The sequence below is a fragment of the Actinoplanes sp. NPDC051346 genome (assembly GCF_040682215.1).
Classification (GTDB): domain Bacteria; phylum Actinomycetota; class Actinomycetes; order Mycobacteriales; family Micromonosporaceae; genus Actinoplanes.
The window spans coordinates 1-22,985 of record NZ_JBFBAJ010000002.1; the positions used below are offsets into that span (position 1 = coordinate 1).

The window sequence follows — 22,985 nt, forward strand, 5'->3', positions numbered from 1 at the left end:
GCAGCGGCTGCAACGCCGCCCACTGCGAGTCGGTCAAGTCGTGGCGCCTCGCTGCCGCTACGCTCGGCACGAGGTCTCCGGAAGGTCTTCGGTTTGCTTGGTCGCTAACCGATCTACCGGAGACCTCAACCTTTACCGATCACCGCCACGCCGCGACGACTTCAAGAGCCAGCCGTTACGAAACACGGCCTAGGTACGTAGGTTTAGTCAGGCGCTTCCCCAGGAAAGGCAAGTGGGCCGTTGGCCGGTTCGAACAAACTCCCGGGCAGCCTCGCGGGCCACCTTCTGGCTGACGCGCAGGGTTTCTGGTGTTTCCTCCGTGGGGACATGTCCATAGTCAAATTCAATGACTTCTCCCTGCCGCGGCTCCAGGTCGGGTTGGTCAGGTACGGAACGACCGCACCGCCTGCAAGGCCAGCGACAATAAGCTTCGCAATCTCAGAAGCCACGGACGATCGTCGCCCAGAAGCCGAAGGCGGGGGTGAAGTTGAAGATGGGCCAGACGATCCGGATCACGGTCGCCGAGTACGCGCCTGTCGACCCGACCCCCAGGACAGGCAAGTAGGGCGCTCGTTCGTCCGGATGAACTCCCGGGCCGCTTCTCTAGCCTTCTCTTGACTTACGCGTAGCGCCTCAGGCACCTCCTCCGTTGGGAGGTGGCCATAGTCGAACTCAATCATTTCGCCGTGCCACGGCTCTAGTTCTGGTTCATATCCGATGCCATCGCCAGGCCCCATCCAAAATACCCTGTTCCGGACCGGGTGCCCGACACTCATATGAAGGCCGATCGGGACGCCAATCTCATCTTCGCCTTTTGTGATGTCAACGACGAAGACGCGTCCTTTCGGGCCGCGCTCCTTTTCCACCCTGTCAAGAGCGGCGTCAAGTTGTTCGACGGTCTCAACATCAACGGTCTTCTTGCCGTTGTCCCATTGCACCTGAAACGCTGTCACCGGGGTTAACCGTCCTTCCGTTGCCTTATCGAGACGTCCTGGCGCAAGCCGAGGGGCAAGGAGCAAGCTGGCACGATCGTCGCGCAGAATCCCAAGCCTGGGGCGACGTTAAGCTCGGGCAGACGATGCGCGTCACGGTCGTGGACTGGCAGCCTGGTGACAGCTCCGGCAGCAGCTCGGTTGACTTGCCGAACATCGACCTGCCGAACCTTTGCCGGCGTACCAAGTGGTGCTGAATCCGAGACGCAGAACAGCCCGGCCCCCAAGCACACAAGGGGACCGGGGCTGGACCGATCTGGCTACGGCTTGTCCCAGAGCAGACAGGTCGGCCGCATGTTTGTCCGAATGAACTCCCGTGCAGCTTCCCTAGCCTTCTCCGGACTGACGCGCAGGTACTCAGGCGGTTCCTCGGTAGGGAGGTGCCCGTAGTCGAACACGATCTCCTCACCATGCCACGGTTCAACGTCAGGTTCGCATCCGATACCGTCGCCGGGCCCAATCCAGATGACCTTATTGCGAACGGGGTGCCCCACAGTCATGTGAAGGCCGATCGGAATGGCGTCGAAGTCCTCTCCATTGGTGATATCGACAACGAACACGCGTCCCTTCGGCCCGCGTTCCTGGGCAACCCTGTCTAGCGCCGCGTCGAGTTGGTCGACGTTTTCAACAGGAATGATCTTCTTTCCGTTATCCCATTGCACTTTAAACGTCACCACGGGGTAGGACCACCCTTCCGTTGCCAATGTACTTCTTGAAGAATCTGAGTCCGCCGCCTTCACGGACATACAGAGTCAGTGTCGATCCTGCCGGTAGCATATCTGGTAGCCGCTCATCGCAGCCATACGGGCCATCGCAAGGATCACGGGTTATAACAAGACTTACGTGTCGCGGACCATTTTGCTCGCGCATCAGCGCTGCTACATGGCCCTCGACATGAGCTAAAGCAATGTTGCCCCTCATGTTCCATGGGCGCGCTTCCATGCGAAGCGTCGCTTGGTTATTGACAAGTTGCCCAACCGCACCGCTGACGATTGCACCAAGATGAAGCGCCTGCCCATTTTCGCCGATGGCGATGCCTGCGACCTCTGCTCCCGGAGGGATTCGAAGCTTTCCCGCAATAGCACGAATAATCAACGGGATTTCAGGCAGGCCCAGTGGTGCACGATCCCCGGATGCCGCTGGGCTGGCCGCACCGCCTGCGCCTCCTCAACCTCCGCCGAACAGCCAACGGGCGTACGAGTTGAGCGATTCCCGAACGCCTTCGATCGCTGCTCGCGCCCGGTCGATGTCTTCCTTCGCAGTGCTGAGCTGGTGGTAGGCGCCCATGATGTAGTCATTCTGGGTTTCCCCGACCAAGCCTTGAATCTGACTCTCCACTTGATCTACCTCGTCGCGCATCGCCGCCAGCGATTGCGCCGGTAAACCGTTCTCTGCGAGCGACAGAATGGCTGACGCTTCGTCCGCAACGGACATGACGTACCCACCTCCGCGTTCAAGAGCACCTAATCGGATATTTGAGCGGGTGGTTCCTTCGTAACTAAGGTCGCTGCCGGATGCGCGCGGACGCCAAACGCTCAGCGCGAAGATAGAACTCGACGGACCGCCAGCCTGGGGCATGTCGCTCGGGCGTGCCGGGTGTGTAGTCGGCGGTCACCTGCCACCACGGCTCACCGTGGTAGGGCAGGAGCGCATTAACGGAGACAATGTGGACCAGGACTGGCCCGATGCCGTACCGATAATTCTCTTCGGGTAAGGCGTACACCTCACCGGGCTGCGGTGGGGTGTAGTCGGTGGCGTCCACTTCACCAATCTCGAATTGCATCGCGGAGCCGTTCGAGGTCACGAATGGTGAGATGCGTTGCGTCGTCATACCTGATGCCCTCTGGCAATGGGACTTTTGCCCGGCCCGCGTACTGGGCTGGCGCGTTCGTCGGCAACTGAGCGCCTGGTATTCGCTGGGGAAGCGTTGGAGTAGGAGGCATGTTGAAACCTTCGCTGCCATTGGATCGACGGTTGTTCCAGGCGCGGCCAGGGCAACCCGCAGGTGCGGCGGGTGCGGCAGAGCCATCTCCGTGCTTGTCGCTGGTGCATCGGATCACCTCAGCAAAGATCAACGGCTCATTGATGGACGCCTTGGAGAGGTCGAACACTGCTCCTGGGCCGAGCTGGCCTGTGACGTTGTACAACGGACAATGGGCCTCGTCGACGGGACTGATCTGCGATACCTTGAGCCAACCGCGGATCGGCCCAGAAGGACAGCGAGTCAAGCCAGGCAACCCGGTGAACGTGGTGAAAGATCCACTCGTCAATGAGGTTGAACGTGCCGACACGACGGACGACCAATACAAGGCTCGCAGGAATAGTCGCCGAGGCCGGCCTCACCCATGGACAACTAGCGCGCGAGATCATCCGAGTGGCAAACGAAGGCAACACGAACAGTGCGTCAGCCCCCGACGTGGCTGGCCTGGGACGCTCCCATGTCTCTCACTGGATTGCAGGCGTCACGCCCTCTGGTCGCATGCCCGCTCTACTCTGCGAAGCCCTATCGCGCAAGCTCGGCCGCATCATCACCTTGGATGAGCTCGGCCTGAGCAGCGATCTGCCCTCCACCAACCACCTGCTCGACTGGGATCTCGATACGGTAGTGGGGCTGACGGATCTTGGGAGAGTGGACGTGAACGCTGCGCGACGGCAGGTACTGCTTGACGTCGCCTACTCGGTTGCCGCACTAGCACTACCCGGTTCATCCTGGTGGACTGAACAGGCTCGGCGCTCGCGGACCCCCATCGACAGCCGGCGAGTGGGCCGCGCAGACGTTGAGGCAGTCCGCGACACTGTCGCCCTGTTCCAGCAGATGGATCAGCGCCGTGGCGGCGGTCATGCTCGAAGTGCTGTCGTCCAATATCTAACTTCAGACGTCGCACCTCTACTGCGCGGCAGCTTTGCACAAGATCAAGTACGGCGTGACATGTTCAGCGCCGCTGGCGAGCTGGCCTACCTATCAGGCTGGATGGCCTTCGACAACGCCGAGCATTCAGTCGCCCAGCACTATTTCAACGCGTCGATCAAGCTCTCCGCCGAGGCGGGTGACGCAGCAATGGCGGGCCATGTCCTGCGGGCGATGGCACATCAGGCAGTCGACCTCGGACACTTCAGGCAAGCACTGAACCTCGCAGCCGCTTCCATGACGAGCGAGCGGTACGGGGCTGCGACTCCCCGAGAGCGTGCTCTTCTAGGAGTGGTACATGCCCGTGCTCTTGCCGCCAACCAGCAAGGCAAGCAGGCCGCGCAAGCGCTGATCCTCGCTGAGGAGGACTTGCGAAGCGCTAGGACGGGAGACGTCGACCCGCAGCGGGTCTTCTTCTTCGGAGAAGCCAGCCTGGCACACGAGACGGCGTGCACGCTCAGAGACGTCAACGACCTGCAAGGTGCCATCAACCATTTTCGGCGGAGCGTCAGGACCCGAAAAGCAGCCTCGTTCACTCGCACACATGCGGTCACCTTGGGTTATCTGGGCGCTACGCAGGCACGCAAAGGGGAAATTGAGGCCGCGTGCCGAACGTGGGCCAAGGCTCTCGACGCAATGGAGGGTGTTCGCTCCGGGCGAACGCGCCAAGTTGCCGCCACCATCCGCTCCACCCTCGCGCCTTTCCGTAGGCGCCAACTGCGATACGTCGCTGAGGTAGACGACCATGCCGCCAACTACCTATCCGCCAGTTCATAGCCAGCCGCAAGGCGACTAACAAAGGGAGCGCAGCAGATGCCGGGTGAGGTCTTCACAGTTGAGCCGATCGCGCACGTCGTGGGTGGGCGTGTCGAGCCGACCGACGACTACTGGGGCGGAACGCATTCGATCATCCGAATCGACGGCAGCAGGTTCACTTCCGATTCCACCAAAGGGTTGGAAGATTTTTCCCATTTAGAGGTGGTGTTCCGCTTCCATCTCACCGACCAGAGCGACCTAAACCTTGGCGCTCGTCGTCCTCGGGACAACCCGCAGTGGCCCGAGGTAGGGATTTTCGGTCACCGCAACATGCGTCGGATCAACTGGCTCGGCGTATCACGCTGCCACCTCCTGAAGGTCGACGGCCTCGACCTGCATGTCGAAGAACTAGACGCAGTGGACGGAACCCCTGTGCTGGACATCAAGCCATGGTTTGCCGAGTTCGGGCCCCGGGGCGAGGTCCGCCAAGCGACTTGGACTACCGAGATGTTGCCGCTCTACTTCGCACAGCAGGCATAATTTGGCCATACCAAGCAGGCAGGGCCGGCGTTCCTCATGCGCGGGGGGTGATCTCGACATGATTCAGGCCGTTCAGATGTGCACCAAGTCTTCCCCGCGCATGCGGGGGGTGATTCCGAGGTTCATGCCCTCGACATCGACTGCACCGGGTGCTCCCCGCGCACGCGGGGGTGGTTCCCCTAGAAGATTGGTGTACCCGTGGAGTCACCTATTGTCCCTGGTCGCTCGGGGGTGATCCCGCCACCACTGGTGAGGTCCAGATCGCGAAGCCGTGTTCCTCGCACTCGCGGGGGTAGGTCGGTCGGGTAGTCAGGCCCCCGAAGCTGTCACGGCAAGCGCGTCGCGTAGAGCTCAGCGGGAGATTCCCAGTCTTTCGGCGGCCTACTGCTGGGTGATCTTGGAGTTCTCCTGCTTTTGCGCCTCCCAGAGGCGCCGGGTTTCAGTCGCCGCCCGTCCGCCTGGCGGGGGAGGCAGGATGCCGAGCGGACCCGCTGAGAGATCATCTGCGGTCGTGGAGGCACCTGGGGTGGTACACGTCCAGGGTCGCGATCTGCGAGCCGCTGACGGCGTTGATCAGCGGCGGGAGTCGGACGCCTGAGGGAAAGCTCACGCGTCGAGGCCCCTTGCAGTCCATGAGTCGAACCGGCGGCGGCACGTACGCACTTGTCGCGCGCTCACCGGTTCCTCGCCGGTCGGCGGCGGTCGCCCCGGTCGCGGTGTTCCCGCGCTCCGGGGCCGACCGTCTTGTACGTGACCAGCGGAACGGTGCTGGCCACCGGCGTGGCCAGGCCGTGCTCCGTGAGATCGGCGATGACCTGTTCGATGCGCTTGTAGGCCGTCGGCGCCTCCTCGAACAGCAGCTGCCGGTCGCCGCAGACCACGACGGAGCCCACCGGTGTGCGGCGGAGCTCCTCGACGGTGTGCTTGGCGCGGCCCCGGCGCAGGGCGTCCGCTCGCGACATCTTGCGGCCGGCGCCGTGCGCGACGGAGTGGCCGGCCTCCGGGCCGGCGTGGGCGGCCACGAGGTAGGAGTGTGTGCCGCGGGTGCCGGCGATGAGCACGTCGCGGCCGTCGCCTCGGGCGGCTCCCTTGCGGTGCAGGTAGATGTCGTTGCGGATCTCCACCGAGTTGTGGCACTCGTCGATGATCGGCTCGGTGGGCGCGGCGCCCAGGACGTGGGCGATTCGGGCGGCCATCAGGCGGCGGTTCAGCGACCCCCAGCGGACGGCCTCGTCGTGGCGGGCCAGGTAGGCGGCGGGATCGGGGGCCGGGCCCGCGCCGTGGACCTCGGTGTGGTCGCGCAGAATCCGCTCGCCCAGGCCTCGGGAACCGCTGTGCACGATGAGGACGAGGTCTCCGGTGGCGAGACCGAGGCGGACGGCATGCTCCGCTTCGAGGATGGCGTCGACGCGGGCCAGCTCGGCGAAGTGGTTGCCGCGGCCGACGGTGCCCAGGCTGTCGGTGTGTCCGGCGGGAATGTCGCCGGGCACCGCCTCCCAGGCCGGGTCGTCGGGGTCCGGCGTGCGGTCCAGGTCGGGGAAGCGGGCCGCGAGTTTTTCGGGTACGGCGCGCTTGAGCTTGATCGGGAAGACGGCGATGCCGCATCCGATGTCGGAGCCCACCAGGAACGGGTACAGCACCGTCGAGGCCATGGCGGCGCCGATCGGCGCGCCCTTGCCGGGATGCAGGTCGGGCATGCCGGCTACGTGGATCATGCCGTCGAGCTCGGCCACCTGGTGGCACTGTGCCACGGCGTCGGACTCGATCCAGCTCGAGGGGGAGGCGAACACGGTGACCGTGGCGCGGGCGGACTGCGGCAGGGACTCCTGCTGAGACAAGGGACGTTCTCCTACGGACGGAAGCAGCTGCGAAGGGCGGGAAGCGGGGTGTCCGTCAGAACGTCATGAGCACCACCTTGGCTCAGCCGCCCCATCCCGGCAACGGAATTTCCGCGGTGAGCACCAATCTTTGCGGGCAAGGCGGTCAAGTAGGCCGGGGTTTTGACGAAGAATCGGGCATCAGTGGCCTGTCCGGGCCGCCGGACCACCGACAGGAGCCGTCGTGACGAGCGCTGCCGTGCCCGCTGAGCCCGCTGAGCCCACCGCTGAGCCCGTTGAGCTCCTTGTGCCCACTGAGCCTCTTGAGCCCACCGGGGCCACCCAATCCACTGCCACCGAGGCCGGTGCGCCCGCTGCGGGCGGCCGTGTTCGGCGGCGCCTGACGGGTGCCGTTCGCCGTCGCGGCCGCCGCCGGCACGCCGCCGCGCCGAGGCGGCTCAGGATGCCCCGCCGGTTCGGCGATCTGCCGACCGGCGTCAAGATCCTTACCGCCGTGGGTACGGCGGCGGTGGTGGCCCTGACCGTCGGCCTGGTCGGCATGCAGGCCCTGGCCGGGGTGAGCGAGTCGGCGCAGCGCATCTACAGCCGCAACGTCGTGGCGGTGAACGCCATCGGGCAGGTGCGCGCCGCCCTGGTCCAGGCGCAGGTCAACGTCGCGAACCAGGCACTGGCCCCCTCTCCGGAGATGAAGATGGCGTTCCGGGACGCCTTCCTGGCCGACGTGCGGGCTTTCAACGCGGCCCTGGCCGCGTACCGGGACAGCCAGCCCGACGCCGACACCGCGACCGTCACCGAGCTCCAGACGCAGTGGCAGGTCTACACCCGCCTGGTGGAGTCGGACCTGATGTCGATCAGTGACAGCCAGGACATCGGTAACTGGACGAAGATCCGCGACACCCAGGTGGTGCCGCTCATGAGCAAGATCACGGCGGATGTCGACGGGCTCGTCGCCGTGGAGACCGCTGACGCGGCGAAGGCCGCCGCGTCAGCGCAGAGCCAGTACGACTCCAGCCGTACGCTGTCGATGGCCTTGTTGATCGGCGGGGTCCTCCTCGCCGCCCTCGCCGGGGTGTTTGTCTCTCGCGGCATCGTCCGCTCTCTGGCCCGGGTCGAGGAGGTCTGCAACGCCCTCGCCGACGGCGACCTCACGCACACCAGCGGCCTCACCGCCCGCGACGAGCCCGGACGCATGGGACGGGCGCTGGACTCGGCGGTCGCCCGGCTGCGGGAGACGGTGTCGACCATCGACGGCTCGGCGGCCTCGCTGGCCGGAGCCTCCGAGGAGATGTCGGCCACCGCACACCAGATCGCCGAGTCGGCCGAGGAGACCTCGCGCCAGGCGATGACCGTCTCGTCGACGGCGGAGCAGGTGTCCTTCAGCGTGATGACCGTGTCGGGCGGCGGCGGGGAGATGGCGGCCTCGATCCAGGAGATCGCCGTCAACGCGGCGCAGGCCGCGCAGGTGGCTCAGGAGGCGGTGGAGGCCGCCGCCGTCACCTCGGCCACGATGAACCAGCTCGGCGTGTCGTCGGCGGAGATCGGTGACGTGGTCAAGGTGATCACCTCGATCGCCGGCCAGACCAACCTGCTCGCCCTCAACGCCACCATCGAGGCTGCCCGCGCCGGCGAGGCCGGTAAGGGCTTCGCGGTAGTGGCGGCCGAGGTCAAGGAGCTGGCCCAGGAGACCGCCCGGGCCACCGAGGAGATCTCCCGCCGGGTGCAGGCGATCCAGGCGGACGCGGGCGGCGCGGTCACCGCCATCGAGACCATCACCGACGTTATCACCCGGATTAGCGACTTCCAGACCACCATCGCCTCGGCGGTGGAGGAGCAGACCGCCACGACGGCGGAGATGAACCGCAGCGTCGGCGAGGCGGCCTCCGGCACCGAGGACATCTCCCGCACCATTCACGGCGTCGCCACGTCGGCCCGGGCCACCAGCGACGGGATCACGGAGACCCAGCAGGCCACGGTCGAGCTCGCCCGGATGTCGAGCGAGCTGACCAGCCTGGTCTCCCGGTTCCGCTACTGATCGGCGGGACGGGGCCTAAGGCTCGCCGGCGGGCTCCAGCAGATGCCCGGCGTCGAGATGGAGCAGGAGCCATCGGATGTGGGCGCGTGGGCCTCGCAGCCAGTACGCCGCGCCCGAACCGGTGACCTCCTGCCGCAGGTGCAGGAACATGCGCGCCCCCGCGATGTCGCAGAACTCGAGGCCGGCGACGTCGATGACCACCTGCCGCACCGGGCGTCGGTCGAGGATCGTCCGCATCCGGGCCGACAGGGTCGGTGCGGTCGCGCAGTCCAGGTCCCCTTCCAGCGCGATCGTCAGCCGCCCGCGCACCGGGTCCGACTCCACGGTCATTCGGGGAGTCGGCGGCACGGTCGCGAAGAAACACTGGCTGATGCTGGTCATCGGCGGCGTGCCCAGGGGTAGAGGGTGGCCCACACCATCTTGCCCTCGCGGGTGGGCAGCGCGCCCCAGAGGGTGGCGGCGGCGTCGACCAGTTGCAGACCCCGGCCGCTCGACGGCTCGCTCGGCATCTCGTCCGGCAGGGGGAGGGGCGCCGGCGTGGCACGCGGTGCGGGTGGCCGGGGCAGGCGCGGATCGCCGTCGGCCACGACCACGTGGATGCCGCTGCTGCGGCGGGAGATCAGCACGGTCATCGGCGTACGGGCGTGCAGCGCGGCGTTGGCGACCATCTCGGAGACGACCAACCGGCCACGGTGCAGCAGCGTCGGCATCTCCCAGGCGGTGCAGACGTCGGTGATCAGGGCGCGGGCCTCCGCGGCGGCCTCGATCTGCGGGGGGAGAAGGAGCCGGTGCCGGTCGGCCGGCGACGGCGGGCCGGTGGCGTCCGCATGGGCCTGATCCACGCTGACGCACACCGGCATGAACCGGGGAGCGCCGAGGCGACGCAGCCGGTCGGCCAGCACGGTGTCGGTCGATACGCAGACCAGGACCTGCACCGGCGGGTCCATCGCCTGGCCGACGCGTCGCGCGGTGAGCCACGCGGTCAGGCTGGCGGCGTGCGGGTCGTACATGCCCTGAAGGTCGATGATGAGCGTGCCGGGATGTTCGCTCATGCATTTGTTGAGGATGCGATGTGCCTCCGCGCCGAGGCACCGGTCCCAGTTTCCGTGTACGGCCATGACCACCGTCTCGGTCTCGATGTCCGCGCTGACGGTCAGCATGGGGTGCACGCAGACATTGCGGTGGCCGTACCAATGAGGGGGCTCACGTGGGTACAACGGGCGTGCTGTCTCGAGAGTGACGGATATTCACCCGATCGGGTCACTCCGCTGCCCGGCCGGTCGGCCGGGCAGCGGCGTCGGTCAGAAGGCTCCCGCTCCATCCAGGACCGGGATCAGTTCCCGTTCTTCGTAGTCCAGGTGGCTTTCGACGGCGGCGGTGAGATCGTCGACCCGACTCTGCACCTCGGCCCGGCCGAGGTCGGCGTCGCCGAGGACGTCCTGGAGTCGGGCGAGGAGTCCGGCGATCTTCTCGTGCTCGGTCCGCAGCCGATCCACCACCGGGTCGAGGTCGGGCCGGAGCCGCTCCACGCCCGGGAACATCGCCGCGTCCTCCATGGTGTGGTGATGGTGCAGGCCACGGCACACGCTCAGGCAGTTGACGCGCAGCTGTGCGCCGAGCACGGGACCCGACCTCGCCACCTCCTCGCGGATCAGCCGCAGTTCCCGGCGGAACGCGTCGTGGATCATCGCGAGCGCCCCGCCGGTGGAGGTGGCGCCCGTCCGTGGCGGGCCGGGTATGGCGGTGAGGGCGACCACCGGCAGGACCCGGGTCGTCTTGGCCTGGTAGTCGGCCCAGCCCGGATCGGCCTCGACCGCGCGGGCGAACAACCGGTCCCGCTCGTCGCCGGTCAGGACGGTCGCCGTGGCCTGGTAGGTGAAGACGCCGTCCTCGACGGTCACGATCGGATCGGCGAGCAGGTTGTGGAACCAGGCCGGGTGCCGCGGCGCGCCGCCGGCCGAGGCGATGACGAGAACCCGGTCGCCGCCGTCGGGCAGGTAGCCGACGGGCGTGGTGTGCGGGCGGCCGGACCGGGCTCCGGTCGTCGTGAGCAGCAACAGTCGGGTGCCCTCGAACCAGCCGCCGACGCGGCCGTTGTTGGCGCGGAACTCTTCGATGATGGGCGTGTGGAAGTCGTTCGGCATTCTCAGCTTTCTTCAGGCAGGAAGGAATGGGGACGGCGTTCAGCCGCGGAACAAGACGATGAGGGTGACGCGAGGTGGTGACGCGGGCAGCGGGCGGCGCACGGGGCCGCCCGGCGATCATGCGTCGGCCGGGTGCCCCACTCGGTAATGGCGCAAGGCCGACCCGGCAGTCACGTCAGACACGCTAGACGCATCGCGCACCTCCAGGCAAGATCCATATTGGTGCGGGCCGGGGTGAACGCGCGGATTCCCGACTCGACGTCTCCCGCCCTGGCCGGAGGCGCTCATACTGCCTTGACCAACAGCCGCACTCGTCCTCGGAGGCAGTCATGCGGCGTCTTCGAATTGTCACCGTCCTCATCGTCCTGCTGGCTCTGACCGGGGCCGGCTCCGCGGGCGCCACGGCGTCCCGCCCGGTGCACCGGCCCGCCATGGCCGCCGCGCCCTACTGCGGCATCACCTGGGGCAGCCTTCCCAAGGCGGGCGGCGTCCACAGCGTGGCCTCCCTGCTGCGCGTCACCACCAGCCGGCAGGAGTGCTACGACCGCACCGTCTTCGAGTTCACCGGTCCGGTGAACGGCTACCGCGTCGAGTACGTGGACGCGGTGCTGACCGGTGGCGAGGGGTTCGACGTCACGCCGTACACGGCGGGCGGGGAGCACCTCGAGGTCGTGCTGCTCGCGCCGGTCTACACGACCGACGGCACGGTCACCTACAACCGCAAGCTCGGCGACCATGCCGTCACGGTGGTGCGCTACAGCACGCTTCGCGACATTGTGTACGCCGGGAGTTTCGAGGGCTACACGACCTTCGACCAGGGTGTCCGGGCCCGACTGCCGTTCCGGGTGACCACCTCGACGGGTTCGGACGGGCACGGCCGGATCACCATCGATGTGGCACACCGCTGGGAGTAGCGGCCCGAACTTGAGTGTTTTCCTCGTGGAAAATGCCACATTCAAGGCAAAAACTGTCATGAGGTACGTGGCCGCGCGGTCCGAACGGCTGAGCTGTTCGCGCCCGCGGCTGCCTACCTTTGGTAGTCATGGACACCGACATTCTCCGCAATACGACCTCGCGCCGGCGCTTCCTCTCCCTGCTGGGCGCGGGCGTCGTAGCCGGCACGGCCGCCTCGGCGGGCCTGGCCGCGCCCGCCCTGGCCGTGGGCGCCGGGACCAGCACGGGCAGCGACCTCGCCGGCTGGACGACCATCGTGGGCGACGGGGTCTACGCCGCCGCCGGGCAGAGCCCCGTCACCGACGCCGACATCGCCGCCGAGCACGGTGGCACCCAGACGCGCCTGCGTGCCAACGTTCGCAACCGTGGCGTGATGGCGCACGTGCTGTCGTTCCACCGGCTCACCGACGTGTCCATGATGGCCATGGCCCACCGGGCCGCGTACTCGTTCCGGATGCCGTTCGTCCCCTCGGCGGCCGGCGGTGCCCGCAACGCGCAGACGGTGGAGGGCGGCCTGTTCGTGTGGGACGGGATCAACACCCGGGTCGACCACGGCACCGCGTTCCAGTGGGTGCTCAACCCGTGGCAGTCGAACTTCGGTGCGATCCTGGTGTGGACCGACGCGGGGTGGAAGCCGGGCGGCTACCTGAAGCCGGACACCGGCTGGCACACCGTGTCCTACCTCGTGGACCCCGCGAACCAGGCGGTGGAGCTGGTGATCGACGGCGTCAAGCTGCCGGCGCCGTACAGCCGGACGCCGAAGAGCGGCTGGGGCACGGACGTCTCCGCCCGCCTGCAGGCCGAGGCGATCTCCATCTGGCCGGGCTCGACGGCGACCTGGGGCCCGCAGCACGAGGCGGAATTCAAGAACTGGAGCTGGACCCGCGGCTGACGCTCTTTCGCCCGGCCCGTGCGGGGCCGGGCGGGAGTCTTATCAACCGTTCTCGTCGAGAATCTCGCGCACCTGCGAGAACATCCGGAAAATCTCGACGCGACCGTCGAGGAAACCCATCCGGTAATCCGCTCCCGTCCGCGGATGCTGCGCCTTTTCCCCATCGCGGCATCCCGCCAGGGCGTCGCCGCGGCCGGCAGCGTACGCCAGCAGCGCGTCGTCCACGAAGCTCTCCTGGGGTGTCACAAGTCCCGCCCTCCCACACCGATCCGCGCGACAATGTCGCACGGCGCGGCACGACGTGACACCGGCTGACCGCCCGACCCCGCCCCGACCGATCCGCCAGTCGACATACCGTCGGTGATCAATCGATCACGTAGGTGCGACAAGCGGCCGACGCCCGGCTCATCCCAAAGGTGAGCCGGGCGTCCGGCAGTGTGCCTGGCTGTCCTGCGGCGAGCGGGTCCCACCCGGAGGCCGAAACCCCGGCATCGCGCACGGGGCCGGCATCAGAAGTCGAAGATCGGTCCCGTCTGGCGCAGCATCTCGCAGCGGTTCGAGAACGTCTCGGTGTAGCGGACCGGGCGCCCCTCCCAGTAGCCGAGGGCGCTCGCGGTGACCGGCTGGTATTCGCGGGTGCACGCGCCGTTGGGGTTCAGGTCGAGCACGCCGAGGTGACCGTTGACGGTCGCGACGGCGGCGCACGCGTCGGCGGCCTGCGGGTGCGCGCCCCCGGCCGGCTGACAGGTGAGCAGTGCCATCCTGGGGTCCGCGCCGGTCTGGTCGTGCACCATCAGCGCCAGGGTGGACGAAGCGGCGCGGGCCGTCGCGGCGGCGGGCGCCGCCGTCGCGGCGAGAACTCCGGTGCCCGTGGCGCAGGCGGCGAGCAGGCTGAGGGCGCCGCGCGTGAATGCGTTCATTTCTTCCTCCTTGAATGGGTCCGTCGTGAGGACCTTGTCGCCCGTGTCGTCGTGTGATCCGGGCCGCCGGTGAGCCTAGGCCGTTATTGCGTCGTTCCAAGGAACTGCCTGTTGCTTTCCTGAGGGCGCACTGTTAACGGTGAGCGACAATTCACGGGTCATTGTGGAGGAAAGAAAAATGACGGGAGTCAGGCGGCCTTCATCATTGCGGAAATCGCACACCGGGCCCGCCGGGAATCACCGGGACCGCCCGGCGGGCCCGCCGATCACGACAGGGACGTGCGGGCGATCGCCTTCTCGGTGAGGCTGCCGAGCCACAGGGTGTCACCGTGCTGGCGCACCCCGGTCGCCATCACATAGCGGCCGGCCGGGCCATGCAGGGCCCGTAGCACGGCGCCTTCGCCGTCGACCTGGGCGGCGATGGTGTGCGGCAGCGGCTGTGGTTGCAGCCGCGAGGGCAGGACGGCCGCCAGACGGCGCAGCATCGGATGCGGCAGCAGCCGTTCGGCCAGGGCCACCCGCGGACTCGCCAGAGCGATCCAGTAGGTGCCGTCGCCGACCGCCGACATGTTGTCCGGGTACGCCGGCAGATCGCGCAGAACCCGCACCGTGCCGTCCGGCAGCGACAGCCGCAGCAACCGGTGGGCCACCGTCTCGCAGAGCAGCAACGCGTCCTCGTCCGGGGTGAGCGCCACCCCGTTGGGGAAGTAGAGGCCCTCGGCCACCACCTCGGTGCTTCCCGAGCCCGGGTCGTAGGCCAGCACCCGTCCGTTGGGGCGGTGTTCCAGCAGGTCGCGCCGCCAGTGCGAGACGGGGAAGCGGTTTGAGCTGTCGGTGAAGTAGACGACGCCGTCGCGGGCGACCGCGGCGTTGTTGCAGAACAGGATGCGGCTGCCGCCGGCCCGGTGGGCGAGGTCGGTGATGGTGCCGTCCGGGGTTACGCGCAGCAGGCCCCGATAGGCGTCGCAGACCACGAGGCTGCCGTCGCGCGGGTCGATCTCGATGCCGAGCGGGCGGCCGCCGGTGGTGGCGATCAGCTCCGGCGTCGCGCCGGGACGGGCGTCGGGTGGCCAGCGCCAGATGCGGCCGTCCTCCGTACCGGAGAAGACATGTCCTTCCGGGCCGACCACGACGTCCTCGGGGCCGTGGCCGCCCGGCACGGCCAGCAGCTCGACGTCGTCGAGCCGGGTGTCCGTCGGTGACCACGCGCCGGTCAGCGGTGGTGGGGTGGTGGCCGGGAGCTTCACGGGACGGATGAGCCAGGGCGCGGGAGGACGCGGAACATTCATGCCATGCATGATGCCCGGAAACACTGACATCGATCGATAGCAACGCCGTGCCGGGGCGTCACGGTCGCAGGGTCGGCAGGTTCGGTAGTCCGGTGACGATCGTGTGGGCGACCTCGCTGAGGCGCCGGTTGTTGTTGCGGGCGTAGAGGCGGATCAGGACGAACGCCTCGTCGGGGTCCACGCCGTGTGACTGGGCGACGATTCCCTTGGCCTGCTCGATGACGACCCGGGTGTTCAGGGCTCCCTGCAACTGCTCGGTGAGGATCTCGCCGCGGCGGATGGCGCGCTCCTGCAGCAGTCCGATGACGGCGACATCGGCCAGGGACTGCACGATCCGGCTGTCCGCGTCGTCGAGCTCGGAGGCGCTGCTGAACACGCTCATGGCGCCGATCACGTCATCGCGCAGGCGCAGCGGGAAAGCGTGCACCGCCTGGAATCCGGCGAGGGCGGCGCGGGGTGCGAACTTCGGCCACCGGTGTGCGGCTTCCGCGAGATTCATGTTGGTCACCGGGTGGGCCGTGCGGAACGCGTCCAGGCAGGGGCCGTCGTCGTGCTGGAGCTGGAAGACCTCCATGAGTCGGGCGTTCTCGTCGGAGGCGGCCATGAAGATCAGCCGGTCATGGTGATCGGCGAGCATCAGGCCGACCGCGCCGGTGTCGAACAGGCCGGCCACCCGCTGGGTGAGCATCTGCAGGAACTCGATGAGATCGAAGTCGTCGACGAGCGTGTCGGCGACTTCGACGAACACCGTCGCGAGCCGCTCGGCAGAAACAGTGGACATGATGCCTACTGCCCTCCTCCGGATACCGTGCCGACGGCGGTCACGACTGGTCACTGTCGAACTGAAGCCTACGCGCCACGACATCGCGCGCGACGTCTCCCAGGCGGCGGTTCTCGGCAAAGGCATGGGCGCGCAGCCGTGCCAACGCGTCGGTCAGCGACACCCCCAACCGCACCGCCACCATGCCCTGGGCCTGGAACAACTCCGCACGGTTGCCCATCGCGTCGTCGAGCCCGGCGGCCGCCGAACCCGGCGTCGCCTGTTCCTGCCCGTCGAGCAGCGTCGTGACAGCCACGTCGGCGAAGATCAGCGCCCGGCGGAGCTCGACGTCCGACAGCAGCCCCGGCTCGCGCCGGAAGACGTCGAGGACGCCCAGGCGCGCCGCGCCGATCTGCAGCGGGAACGCGAACACCGCCCGCAGTCCGTGGTCATGAACGGCCGGCGTATAGCTCGGCCACCGCCTCGTGGCTCCATCCGCCAGATCGGGCACCAGCACCGGTCGGCGAGTGGAGAACGCCTCCAGGCAGGGACCTTCGCCCAGCGTGAACTGCAACTCCTCGAAATGTGCGACCTTCGGATCCGAGGTGGCCGCGATGCCCCGCATTCCGTCCGTGGACATCACGCTGACGCCCACTCCGGAGGCCGACAGCGACCGCCCGGCCGCGCTGCACAGCCGCCGCAGAATTCCCGCGACTCCGACGCCGTCGTCGGCGCGTGCCGGTTCGTTGGCGATGAGGCGCACGACGTGCGCGAGTCGCTCACCCACGGTGCGCACCCGGCACTGGACTGCGCGCGTGGCGGCTGTTCATGGCTGCACCTCTGCCTGAACCGGAAAGCCGCCTGGGGCCAGGGCAGCAGCGTGTCGACTCATTGGTGGTTGCGACGATACGCCGATGGGGCTCCGCGAGCGTGCTGGCAGGCCGAACCTGTTCGTCGAGGAATCGACGCTTTTCGCCATCGTCATGCCGGTGCTCCGATTGCGCCTATGCTGGGGCCATCTACACCGGTTCCGTGCTCATCCACTTTCTCGTCGATGTCCACGCCGCCGCTCCCCGCGCGTCGATCCGCCTACGCCAGGCCAGCGCGATGATCCGGTCCATCGTCGTCGTGGCCGGCGTCGACGAGTTCGTCACCGTAGAGGATCCATTCTCCTCCTGGCTGGACTGACGCCAGCCGGCGGCGCTGCTTACGCAGCGCCGCCGGAGGGTGTGCATCACCAGATATCGAGGGCTGTCACCGCACCCGGACGACGAGGGCCCGGCCCCTGCCCGCCCCGGCCGTGTTGACGGCCTGGACGGTGCAGCGGTAGCGGCTGTTCGCGCCGCTGAAGGTGAACGAGCGGGTCTTGGCTGACACCGTCGTCACGATCGGCGCGCCTCGCAGAGAGCCGTTCGCGGCCAACCGCTGGCGGGTGATCCGGTAGGCGGTGACGGGCGCACCACCCGTCGACGACGGAGCCGTCCACCGCAGCGTCGCCGTGAGCGCGCCGCGGGCCGCGCCCTGGGTGCCGGTGAGGCGCCCCGGCATGCCCGGAGCCGTCCGGGGCGTGATCGTCGCCGAGGCGGACGACAGGGCGCCCGCGCCGATCTCGTTCACGGCCCGTACCCGGAAGCGGTAGGCCTTGCCGTTCGCGAGGCCGGTCACCGACAGCACCGAGGCGGTCGCGGGAGCGGTCCGGGGCTTGCCCAGCGGGGTGCCGGTCGCGCCGTTGAGCACCTGCACCTCGTAGCGGGTGATCGGCATGCCGCCGTTGTTCGACGGCGCGGTCCACCGGACGATCGCGAGGCCCTTGCCGGCGGTGACCCGCCCGACCCGCGGGCTTCCCGGCGCCGTGCGCTGGTCGGCCGGCGGCGTGCCCGGGGTGCCGGGCGTGCCGGGCGTGCCAGGCGTGCCCGGGATGCCAGGCGTGCCCGGGGTGCCAGGGTTGCTGGGCGTGCCGGGGTTGCCGGGCGTGCCGGGGTTGCTGGGCGTGCCGGGCGTGCCCGGGTTGCTGGGCGTGCCGGGGTTGCTCGGTGCGGGGCCGGTCGGGACGACGCGGTTGGAGATCGCCGAGAATTCGCTCGCTCCCGCGCCGTTCACCGCGCGCACCCGGAAGGAGTACGCCGCACCGCGAACCAGTTCCGTGAACGTCAGCTCGGTGGCGTCCGGCCCGGCGACGTCCACGCCGATCACCGTGCCGGTCTCGTCGTCCAGCGCCTGGACCTCGTACCCGTAGACCTCGGTGCCGCCGTCGTGGGCCGGTGCCGTCCAACGGACCACCGCCGTGCCGTCGCCGGCCGTCGCGGTGCCGATCGCCGGGGCGTCCGGTGCCGTGGGGGTGACCGGCCGGGGGTCGGTCGGGTTGGTCGGGTCGGTCGGCGTCGTGGGGGTTCCCGAGCCGGGCTCCACCGGCGTCTCCGGTGCCGGATCCACGGGGGTCTCGCCCTCGCCGTCGCCCTCGTCGCCCTCGCCGTCGCCCTCGTCGCCCTCGCCGTCGCCCTCGTCGCCCGCGCCGTCGTCGTCGCCCGGCTCCTCGGCGCCGTCGTCGTCACCGGGTTCCTCGGTAGCCGGCGTCGGGGTGACCGGTGTCGACCACGCGGTCCAGTCGCCCGGGCCGCTCGCCGTGGTGGCGCGGATCCGGAAGGTCACCGCGACGCTGTTGGTCAGCTCGCGCACCACCAGGCTGCGGGCGGTGGCGTCGGCCACCTCGGTCGTCACGGTCGTGGTGCCGTCGTTGCGCTCCAGCGTGAAGCCGGTGATCCGCTCGCCGGCCGTCTCGGCCGGCAGCGTCCACAGGACCGTGGCCTGGGCGTCGCCGGCGAAGGCGGTGATGCCCGCGAAGGCGACGGGCGCCGTGACCTCGACGGTCTGGTCGGCGAAGGCCAGCTTCTCGATGTTGCGCAGGATGTCGCTGCCGTCCGGGCCCGACACGATCAGGGCGTCACCGAACGGGTCGATGGCGTACTGGTCGCGGGTGCCCGAGAAGACCGCCGTGTCCTGGCCCGCGGCCGGCGCCGTCAGGATCTCGCGGACGACGACGATGTTCCTGGGGTTGATCTTTCCGGCGAAGACGTCGGCCTGGAGTTCGGCCATGCCGCGTGCCGAGCGGATCTCCTTGCCCTCGGCGTCGCGGACGCTGAGCCGCACGTTCAGGTAGCGGTTGCCGTCGATGATGTCGTCGCCCAGCCGGCCCTCGATGGTGTCGTCGCCGGCACCGCCGAGCAGGATGTTGCCCTCGCCCCAGACGTCGCCGCTCAGGTCGCAGGGACGTCCGCTCTGGTTGCTCACCGCGGAGACCGGGGTCGGCAGGTGCGTGACGACCTGGTCCAGGCCCTTGATCCGGGCGATGCCCGCGGCGTCGAGAGCGTCGCAGCCGAGGAAGCCGCCGCCGTCGCCGCCCACCGTGGACGGAATCACGTCGTCGCCGCGCAGGACGTCGTTGCCCGCGCCGCCCGAGAGGGCCTCGACCTCGTTGTAGCGGTCGCGGACGCCGACCGCCAGGACGTCGAGCGGGTTCAGCGGCAGGTCGAGGTCGGCGTCGATCGCCTGGTCGTCGCCGCCCTGGTCGCGGGTCGCCGCGATCGACCAGTCATAGCCGGAGCCGCCGGCGTTCTTCTCGACGCCGGGGCCCTGCACCCCGATGTCGTCGCCGCCCTCCATGTCGTAGTCGTCGTCGCCGCCCTGGCCGGCGAACACGTCGTGGCCGGGCTTGTTGGAGTCGTCGAGGAAGAACAGGTTGCCGCTGTCGCCCTGGAGCAGGTCGGGGGAGTTGCCGCCCTCCATCCAGTCGTTGCCGGAGTCGCCCCAGGCCGCGTCCTCGCCGTCGCCGGCGATGATGAAGTCGTCGCCCTCGCCGCCGAACGTGTCGTTGGCGTTCGCGCCGCCGTTGGTGAAGTCCTTGCCGTTGCCGCCGTTGACGATGTCGAGGCCCGGGCCCGCGTCGATGGCGTCGTCGCCGTCGCCGCCCTTGGGCATGTCGTCGCCGCTGAGGTCGGTGAGGACGTCGTCGCCCTCGCCGCCGAGCGGGTGGTCGTTGCCCGCGCCGCCTTCGAGGACGTCGTCGCCCTCGTTGCCCCAGATGGTGTCGTTGTCGTTGCCGGCGACGACCCGGTCGCGGTTCTCGGTGCCGTTGTAGACGGACTGGCCGTTGATGCCGGGCGCGTCGACGCCGTTGCGGGCCCGGTACCCGATGGTGCCGTCGGCCATCCGGATCAGCAGCGCCTGCTCGTCACAGTCGGTGCCGGGGTCGTCGGTGACCCGGTTGCCGGAGGCCTCGAAGCCCGCCTCGGTGCCGGCGAGGTTGTCGAGCTGGAACTTGCAGTCGGCGGTGGCGAACACGTCGGCCTTGAGGGTGTGCGCCGAGGTGTTGCGCATGATCAGCTCGGCGAAGGAGTTGCCCTCGAGCTGCGTGCGCAGGTTCATGCCGGGCGTACGGGCCAGGTAGTAGAGCCGGTCGCCGTTCTGCAGGTTGGTGAGCTGGCTCTCGAAGACGTAGTCGAAGGTGCTGCCGAGCAGGCCGCCGAAGGGCTGGGTGGTCTCGGCCAGGCCGCCGACCCACAGGTCGACGTCGTCGAGGCCGGAGGTCGCCGGGGTCCAGGCGCCGGTGGCGTTCATGAACGCGGCCGCGTCGGCCGGTGCCACGTCGCCGGGCAGCGGGTCGACGATCGCGCGGGCCGCGGCCCGCTTCGCCGCCACGGTGCTCGCGGCGCGGACCGACGGGTGCTTTCCGTACGCGGCGACGAAGTTGACCAGCGACTCCGGGTGCTTGAGGTGCTCACCCAGGTCGACCCAGCTCCGGTACGGCGCCAGCCGCCCGTCGTTGGTCTTGTCGTGCAGGACGCGGCGCAGGTTGTTCAGCGAGGGCACGCCCTCGGAGCGGCCCCGGGCGAGGTTGATCGCGGCCAGGTCCATCGGCAGGCCGAGCAGGTTGTTGCGCAGCGTGTCGGTCATGAACTCGTCGAGCTCGTTGCCGACCTGGTCGGACATGCCCATGACGATCCCGCCGGCGGCCTGCTCGGGGGAGAGCGTGCCGTTCGCGGTGTACGCCGGCGGGTTGAGGAACCCGTCGAGCAGCGACATCGAGGAGTCCGAGCCGTCCGTGGCCGTGCGGGAGATCCGCTCGGTCAGCATCGAGTGTCCGAAGCGGTAGACCGAGTGCGCGAACTCCGCGTAGACGGCCGGGTTGAGCTCGTTCTGGGTGAACGCGAACGGCTGGAACGGGTTGATGCCCGGCTGGATCTTGCGGGCGAACTCCTCGAAGACCAGGTGCTGGTACTCCATCTCGTCGATGAAGCGGGCCGCCTGGAAGAGCCGCTCACCGTTCCAGGCCGCGCCGAGCTTCCACTCGGCGAGAGCCGGGCCGCCGGCTTCGGTCAGCACCCGCTCGATGTCGCCGACGAGCCGCTCGTGCTCGGAGTGGAAGATCTGGTGCACGGCGGTCAGGCCGATGTTCTCGTTCGCCCGACCGTCGCCGGCGATGTAGTGCGCCGCGAGCATCTCGTCGTCGTACGTGCCGGCGGGCTGGCCCGCGAAGTCCGCGGAGGCGCTCTGGTCGTCGTCGGGACGCGGCGCCACCTTGGCCGTGGCCGGATTGTGGTCGTGGTCGACCGGGGTCGGGTCGGCGTGGTGCGCGATGTCGGTGACGAACGGCGTGTCGAAGTGCAGCGTGTCCGCGGGCACCGGCACCGGGTTCGCCCGGTCGCCCTCGACGAGGCCGGTCGCCGTCACGTACTGCGGCAGGCCGCGGGCCGGGCCCGGGACGAACTTGCCGTACGCGTCGGCGAGGACCGACGGCACGTTCAGCACGTCGGCGTCGCTGAGGGCGAGGCCGAGCCGCTCGCGCGCCTGCCGCTTGGTGTCCTCCCAGGTGGGCAGGCCGCCCGCCGCAGCGGACAGCAGCCGGCCGGTGGAGACCGGGCGGCCCGCGGCGTCGTCGGCGTACTCGCGCAGGAAGACCTGGTGCGCGGCGTGCGACGTGTACGTCTGCGAGAGGTCCACGAACGGGGAGTCGGTGTTCTTGGCGTCCTGCACGTCGTCTGCCGTGCCGAGCTTGCCGTCCTCGCCGGGCTGGTTGGCGGCGCGGGTCAGCGCCATGAAGCGCATCGACGGCGGCACGTAGCGCGCGTCGCCGGGCAACGGGTCGTCGGCCGTGCCCGGGGTCCGGTCGGCGCCGGCGATCAGCGGGTCGTCGGCGCGCAGCGGGACGACCACGGTGCCGCCGCCCTTGACGGTCTGGTCGATGCCGTGGTCGAAAAACTGCCCGAAGAGGGTGAACCAGGAGTTGTAGGGGGCGCTGAGCCCGATGTCGGTGGTGACGTTGGGGATGAACAGCGTCGTCGCGCCGTCGGTTGCCGGGGTGGTGGCGCCGGACTGGCTGCGCACCGGGTTGCCGGCCGCCGCGACCGCCGCCGGGTTGGCCGCGGTCTGGTCGACGATCAGGTTGCTGATCATGCGGGGCTGCGAGTCGACGACGGTGTTGTTCGCGCGCTTGTCCGCGTACGTGGTGGGGAACGCGGGGCTGCCGGGGCCGAAGAGGCCGGCGGGTGCGTTCTCGGCCGCCTTGAAGTCCTTGCCGCTCAGCCGGGGGAAGAGCTGGTCGGCGGCGCCGTACTTCTCCTGGCCGGGCACGAGGTTGTTGCAGGAGCCGTCGACCGTGCGCAGGCCCATCGAGAGCAGCGGGCTCGAGAGCTGGTCCGGCCCGGTGCCGAGCAGCGCCCCGCAGGGGCCGGTCTCGCTGGTGGTCGCCGCCGCGTGCGCCTCGGCGATCTTGATCTGCTTGAGGATGTAGGCCAGGTCGGCGGGCGTGACCGTGAAACCCTGGCCGGCCGGCGCCGCGGCGGCCGGGGTGGCGATCAGGGTCGTCGCGAGCAGGGCGCCGACGGTGAGACCGAGGGGGAGCTTCATGAGGCGTTCTCCGGGGGAGTCAGGGGAGAATCCGTGTGATTCGCACATCCTGGACTT

General features: G+C 68.9%; 22 protein-coding genes. 6 read left to right on the plus strand and 16 right to left on the minus strand.

The features are described from left to right. Positions 1–207 precede the first annotated feature (207 nt). From AB0M36_RS04500 to AB0M36_RS04525, 6 genes are all read right to left on the minus strand, one after another. Positions 208–372, minus strand: a complete 165-nt coding sequence (locus AB0M36_RS04500) for an Imm1 family immunity protein (protein WP_364154246.1) — start codon at positions 370–372, stop codon at positions 208–210. A gap of 140 nt (positions 373–512) precedes the next feature. Then, positions 513–953 (minus strand): Imm1 family immunity protein, encoded by a 441-nt coding sequence (locus tag AB0M36_RS04505; protein ID WP_364152310.1) that lies wholly within the window; start codon positions 951–953, stop codon positions 513–515. Positions 954–1,252: 299 nt separating this feature from the next. Beyond that, positions 1,253–1,669 (minus strand): Imm1 family immunity protein, encoded by a 417-nt coding sequence (locus AB0M36_RS04510; protein WP_364152313.1) that lies wholly within the window; start codon positions 1,667–1,669, stop codon positions 1,253–1,255. Continuing rightward, on the minus strand, positions 1,656–2,087 hold the full coding sequence (locus AB0M36_RS04515; protein WP_364152316.1) for a DddA-like double-stranded DNA deaminase toxin: 432 nt from the start codon (positions 2,085–2,087) through the stop codon (positions 1,656–1,658). The genes AB0M36_RS04510 and AB0M36_RS04515 overlap by 14 nt, the downstream gene beginning before the upstream one ends. Positions 2,088–2,159: 72 nt before the next feature. Then, complete coding sequence (locus AB0M36_RS04520; protein ID WP_364152319.1) at positions 2,160–2,426, minus strand: hypothetical protein; 267 nt, start codon at positions 2,424–2,426, stop codon at positions 2,160–2,162. A 64-nt stretch (positions 2,427–2,490) separates the two neighbouring features. After that, the gene (locus AB0M36_RS04525; protein WP_364152322.1) at positions 2,491–2,823 is read right to left on the minus strand and encodes a hypothetical protein; all 333 of its coding nucleotides are present in this window, start codon (positions 2,821–2,823) and stop codon (positions 2,491–2,493) included. 648 nt (positions 2,824–3,471) lie between these two features. Between AB0M36_RS04525 and AB0M36_RS04530 the strand changes: the two genes are divergently transcribed. Further along, complete coding sequence (locus AB0M36_RS04530) at positions 3,472–4,677, plus strand: Tat pathway signal protein (protein ID WP_364152325.1); 1,206 nt, start codon at positions 3,472–3,474, stop codon at positions 4,675–4,677. Positions 4,678–4,713: 36 nt separating this feature from the next. Continuing rightward, on the plus strand, positions 4,714–5,196 hold the full coding sequence (locus tag AB0M36_RS04535; RefSeq protein WP_364152328.1) for an SAM-dependent methyltransferase: 483 nt from the start codon (positions 4,714–4,716) through the stop codon (positions 5,194–5,196). 674 nt (positions 5,197–5,870) lie between these two features. Here the strand turns inward: AB0M36_RS04535 and AB0M36_RS04540 are convergent. Continuing rightward, positions 5,871–7,034 (minus strand): RNA ligase RtcB family protein, encoded by a 1,164-nt coding sequence (locus AB0M36_RS04540; RefSeq protein ID WP_364152331.1) that lies wholly within the window; start codon positions 7,032–7,034, stop codon positions 5,871–5,873. A 442-nt stretch (positions 7,035–7,476) separates the two neighbouring features. Here AB0M36_RS04540 and AB0M36_RS04545 point away from each other — a divergent pair, with 442 nt between their 5' ends. Next, the gene (locus tag AB0M36_RS04545; RefSeq protein ID WP_364152334.1) at positions 7,477–9,066 is read left to right on the plus strand and encodes a methyl-accepting chemotaxis protein; all 1,590 of its coding nucleotides are present in this window, start codon (positions 7,477–7,479) and stop codon (positions 9,064–9,066) included. A 15-nt stretch (positions 9,067–9,081) separates the two neighbouring features. Here AB0M36_RS04545 and AB0M36_RS04550 read toward each other — a convergent pair whose 3' ends face one another. The 3 genes from AB0M36_RS04550 to AB0M36_RS04560 all read right to left on the minus strand — a co-directional run bounded on the left by AB0M36_RS04550 (position 9,082) and on the right by AB0M36_RS04560 (position 11,210). After that, a complete protein-coding gene (locus AB0M36_RS04550; protein ID WP_364152337.1) occupies positions 9,082–9,447 on the minus strand; it encodes an STAS domain-containing protein in 366 nt (121 codons plus the stop codon). Beyond that, entirely contained in the window at positions 9,444–10,226 is a 783-nt protein-coding gene (locus AB0M36_RS04555) for an ATP-binding protein (protein WP_364154249.1), read from the minus strand. The genes AB0M36_RS04550 and AB0M36_RS04555 overlap by 4 nt, the downstream gene beginning before the upstream one ends. A 141-nt stretch (positions 10,227–10,367) precedes the next feature. Continuing rightward, positions 10,368–11,210 (minus strand): nitroreductase/quinone reductase family protein, encoded by an 843-nt coding sequence (locus AB0M36_RS04560; RefSeq protein WP_364152340.1) that lies wholly within the window; start codon positions 11,208–11,210, stop codon positions 10,368–10,370. 329 nt (positions 11,211–11,539) lie between these two features. Between AB0M36_RS04560 and AB0M36_RS04565 the strand changes: the two genes are divergently transcribed. Together AB0M36_RS04565 and AB0M36_RS04570 are read left to right on the plus strand one after the other, a co-directional pair. Next, on the plus strand, positions 11,540–12,124 hold the full coding sequence (locus tag AB0M36_RS04565) for a hypothetical protein (protein WP_364152343.1): 585 nt from the start codon (positions 11,540–11,542) through the stop codon (positions 12,122–12,124). Positions 12,125–12,252: 128 nt separating this feature from the next. Further along, positions 12,253–13,056 (plus strand): hypothetical protein, encoded by an 804-nt coding sequence (locus AB0M36_RS04570; protein WP_364152346.1) that lies wholly within the window; start codon positions 12,253–12,255, stop codon positions 13,054–13,056. Between the two features lie 42 nt (positions 13,057–13,098). Here the strand turns inward: AB0M36_RS04570 and AB0M36_RS04575 are convergent, their stop codons facing one another. The 5 genes from AB0M36_RS04575 to AB0M36_RS04595 form a co-directional block, all read right to left on the minus strand. Next, a complete protein-coding gene (locus AB0M36_RS04575) occupies positions 13,099–13,281 on the minus strand; it encodes a hypothetical protein (RefSeq protein WP_364152349.1) in 183 nt (60 codons plus the stop codon). A 284-nt stretch (positions 13,282–13,565) separates the two neighbouring features. Next, entirely contained in the window at positions 13,566–13,976 is a 411-nt protein-coding gene (locus tag AB0M36_RS04580; protein WP_364152352.1) for an SSI family serine proteinase inhibitor, read from the minus strand. 266 nt (positions 13,977–14,242) lie between these two features. Then, a complete protein-coding gene (locus tag AB0M36_RS04585; protein ID WP_364152355.1) occupies positions 14,243–15,265 on the minus strand; it encodes an SMP-30/gluconolactonase/LRE family protein in 1,023 nt (340 codons plus the stop codon). A gap of 58 nt (positions 15,266–15,323) precedes the next feature. After that, positions 15,324–16,046: a GAF and ANTAR domain-containing protein gene (locus tag AB0M36_RS04590; RefSeq protein ID WP_364152358.1), complete on the minus strand. Its 723-nt coding sequence runs from the start codon at positions 16,044–16,046 to the stop codon at positions 15,324–15,326. Between the two features lie 40 nt (positions 16,047–16,086). Beyond that, a complete protein-coding gene (locus tag AB0M36_RS04595; protein ID WP_364152361.1) occupies positions 16,087–16,812 on the minus strand; it encodes a GAF and ANTAR domain-containing protein in 726 nt (241 codons plus the stop codon). A 245-nt stretch (positions 16,813–17,057) separates the two neighbouring features. Between AB0M36_RS04595 and AB0M36_RS04600 the strand changes: the two genes are divergently transcribed. Further along, positions 17,058–17,213 (plus strand): hypothetical protein, encoded by a 156-nt coding sequence (locus tag AB0M36_RS04600; protein ID WP_364152364.1) that lies wholly within the window; start codon positions 17,058–17,060, stop codon positions 17,211–17,213. Positions 17,214–17,279: 66 nt separating this feature from the next. Here AB0M36_RS04600 and AB0M36_RS04605 read toward each other — a convergent pair whose 3' ends face one another. After that, entirely contained in the window at positions 17,280–22,928 is a 5,649-nt protein-coding gene (locus AB0M36_RS04605) for a peroxidase family protein (RefSeq protein WP_364152367.1), read from the minus strand. Between the last annotated feature and the right edge of the window lie 57 nt (positions 22,929–22,985).

What these genes read in the sequence shown, in the direction of transcription:
- AB0M36_RS04520 (WP_364152319.1), bottom strand. Translation starts at nt 2,426, where the DNA reads ATGTCCGTTGCGGACGAAGCGTCAGCCATTCTGTCGCTCGCAGAGAAC.
- AB0M36_RS04555 (WP_364154249.1), bottom strand. Translation starts at nt 10,226, where the DNA reads ATGCTGACCGTCAGCGCGGACATCGAGACCGAGACGGTGGTCATGGCC.
- AB0M36_RS04525 (WP_364152322.1), bottom strand. Translation starts at nt 2,823, where the DNA reads ATGACGACGCAACGCATCTCACCATTCGTGACCTCGAACGGCTCCGCG.
- AB0M36_RS04585 (WP_364152355.1), bottom strand. Translation starts at nt 15,265, where the DNA reads ATGAATGTTCCGCGTCCTCCCGCGCCCTGGCTCATCCGTCCCGTGAAG.
- AB0M36_RS04570 (WP_364152346.1), top strand. Translation starts at nt 12,253, where the DNA reads ATGGACACCGACATTCTCCGCAATACGACCTCGCGCCGGCGCTTCCTC.
- AB0M36_RS04560 (WP_364152340.1), bottom strand. Translation starts at nt 11,210, where the DNA reads ATGCCGAACGACTTCCACACGCCCATCATCGAAGAGTTCCGCGCCAAC.
- AB0M36_RS04590 (WP_364152358.1), bottom strand. Translation starts at nt 16,046, where the DNA reads ATGTCCACTGTTTCTGCCGAGCGGCTCGCGACGGTGTTCGTCGAAGTC.
- AB0M36_RS04545 (WP_364152334.1), top strand. Translation starts at nt 7,477, where the DNA reads ATGCCCCGCCGGTTCGGCGATCTGCCGACCGGCGTCAAGATCCTTACC.
- AB0M36_RS04565 (WP_364152343.1), top strand. Translation starts at nt 11,540, where the DNA reads ATGCGGCGTCTTCGAATTGTCACCGTCCTCATCGTCCTGCTGGCTCTG.
- AB0M36_RS04550 (WP_364152337.1), bottom strand. Translation starts at nt 9,447, where the DNA reads ATGACCAGCATCAGCCAGTGTTTCTTCGCGACCGTGCCGCCGACTCCC.
- AB0M36_RS04535 (WP_364152328.1), top strand. Translation starts at nt 4,714, where the DNA reads ATGCCGGGTGAGGTCTTCACAGTTGAGCCGATCGCGCACGTCGTGGGT.
- AB0M36_RS04530 (WP_364152325.1), top strand. Translation starts at nt 3,472, where the DNA reads ATGCCCGCTCTACTCTGCGAAGCCCTATCGCGCAAGCTCGGCCGCATC.
- AB0M36_RS04605 (WP_364152367.1), bottom strand. Translation starts at nt 22,928, where the DNA reads ATGAAGCTCCCCCTCGGTCTCACCGTCGGCGCCCTGCTCGCGACGACC.
- AB0M36_RS04580 (WP_364152352.1), bottom strand. Translation starts at nt 13,976, where the DNA reads ATGAACGCATTCACGCGCGGCGCCCTCAGCCTGCTCGCCGCCTGCGCC.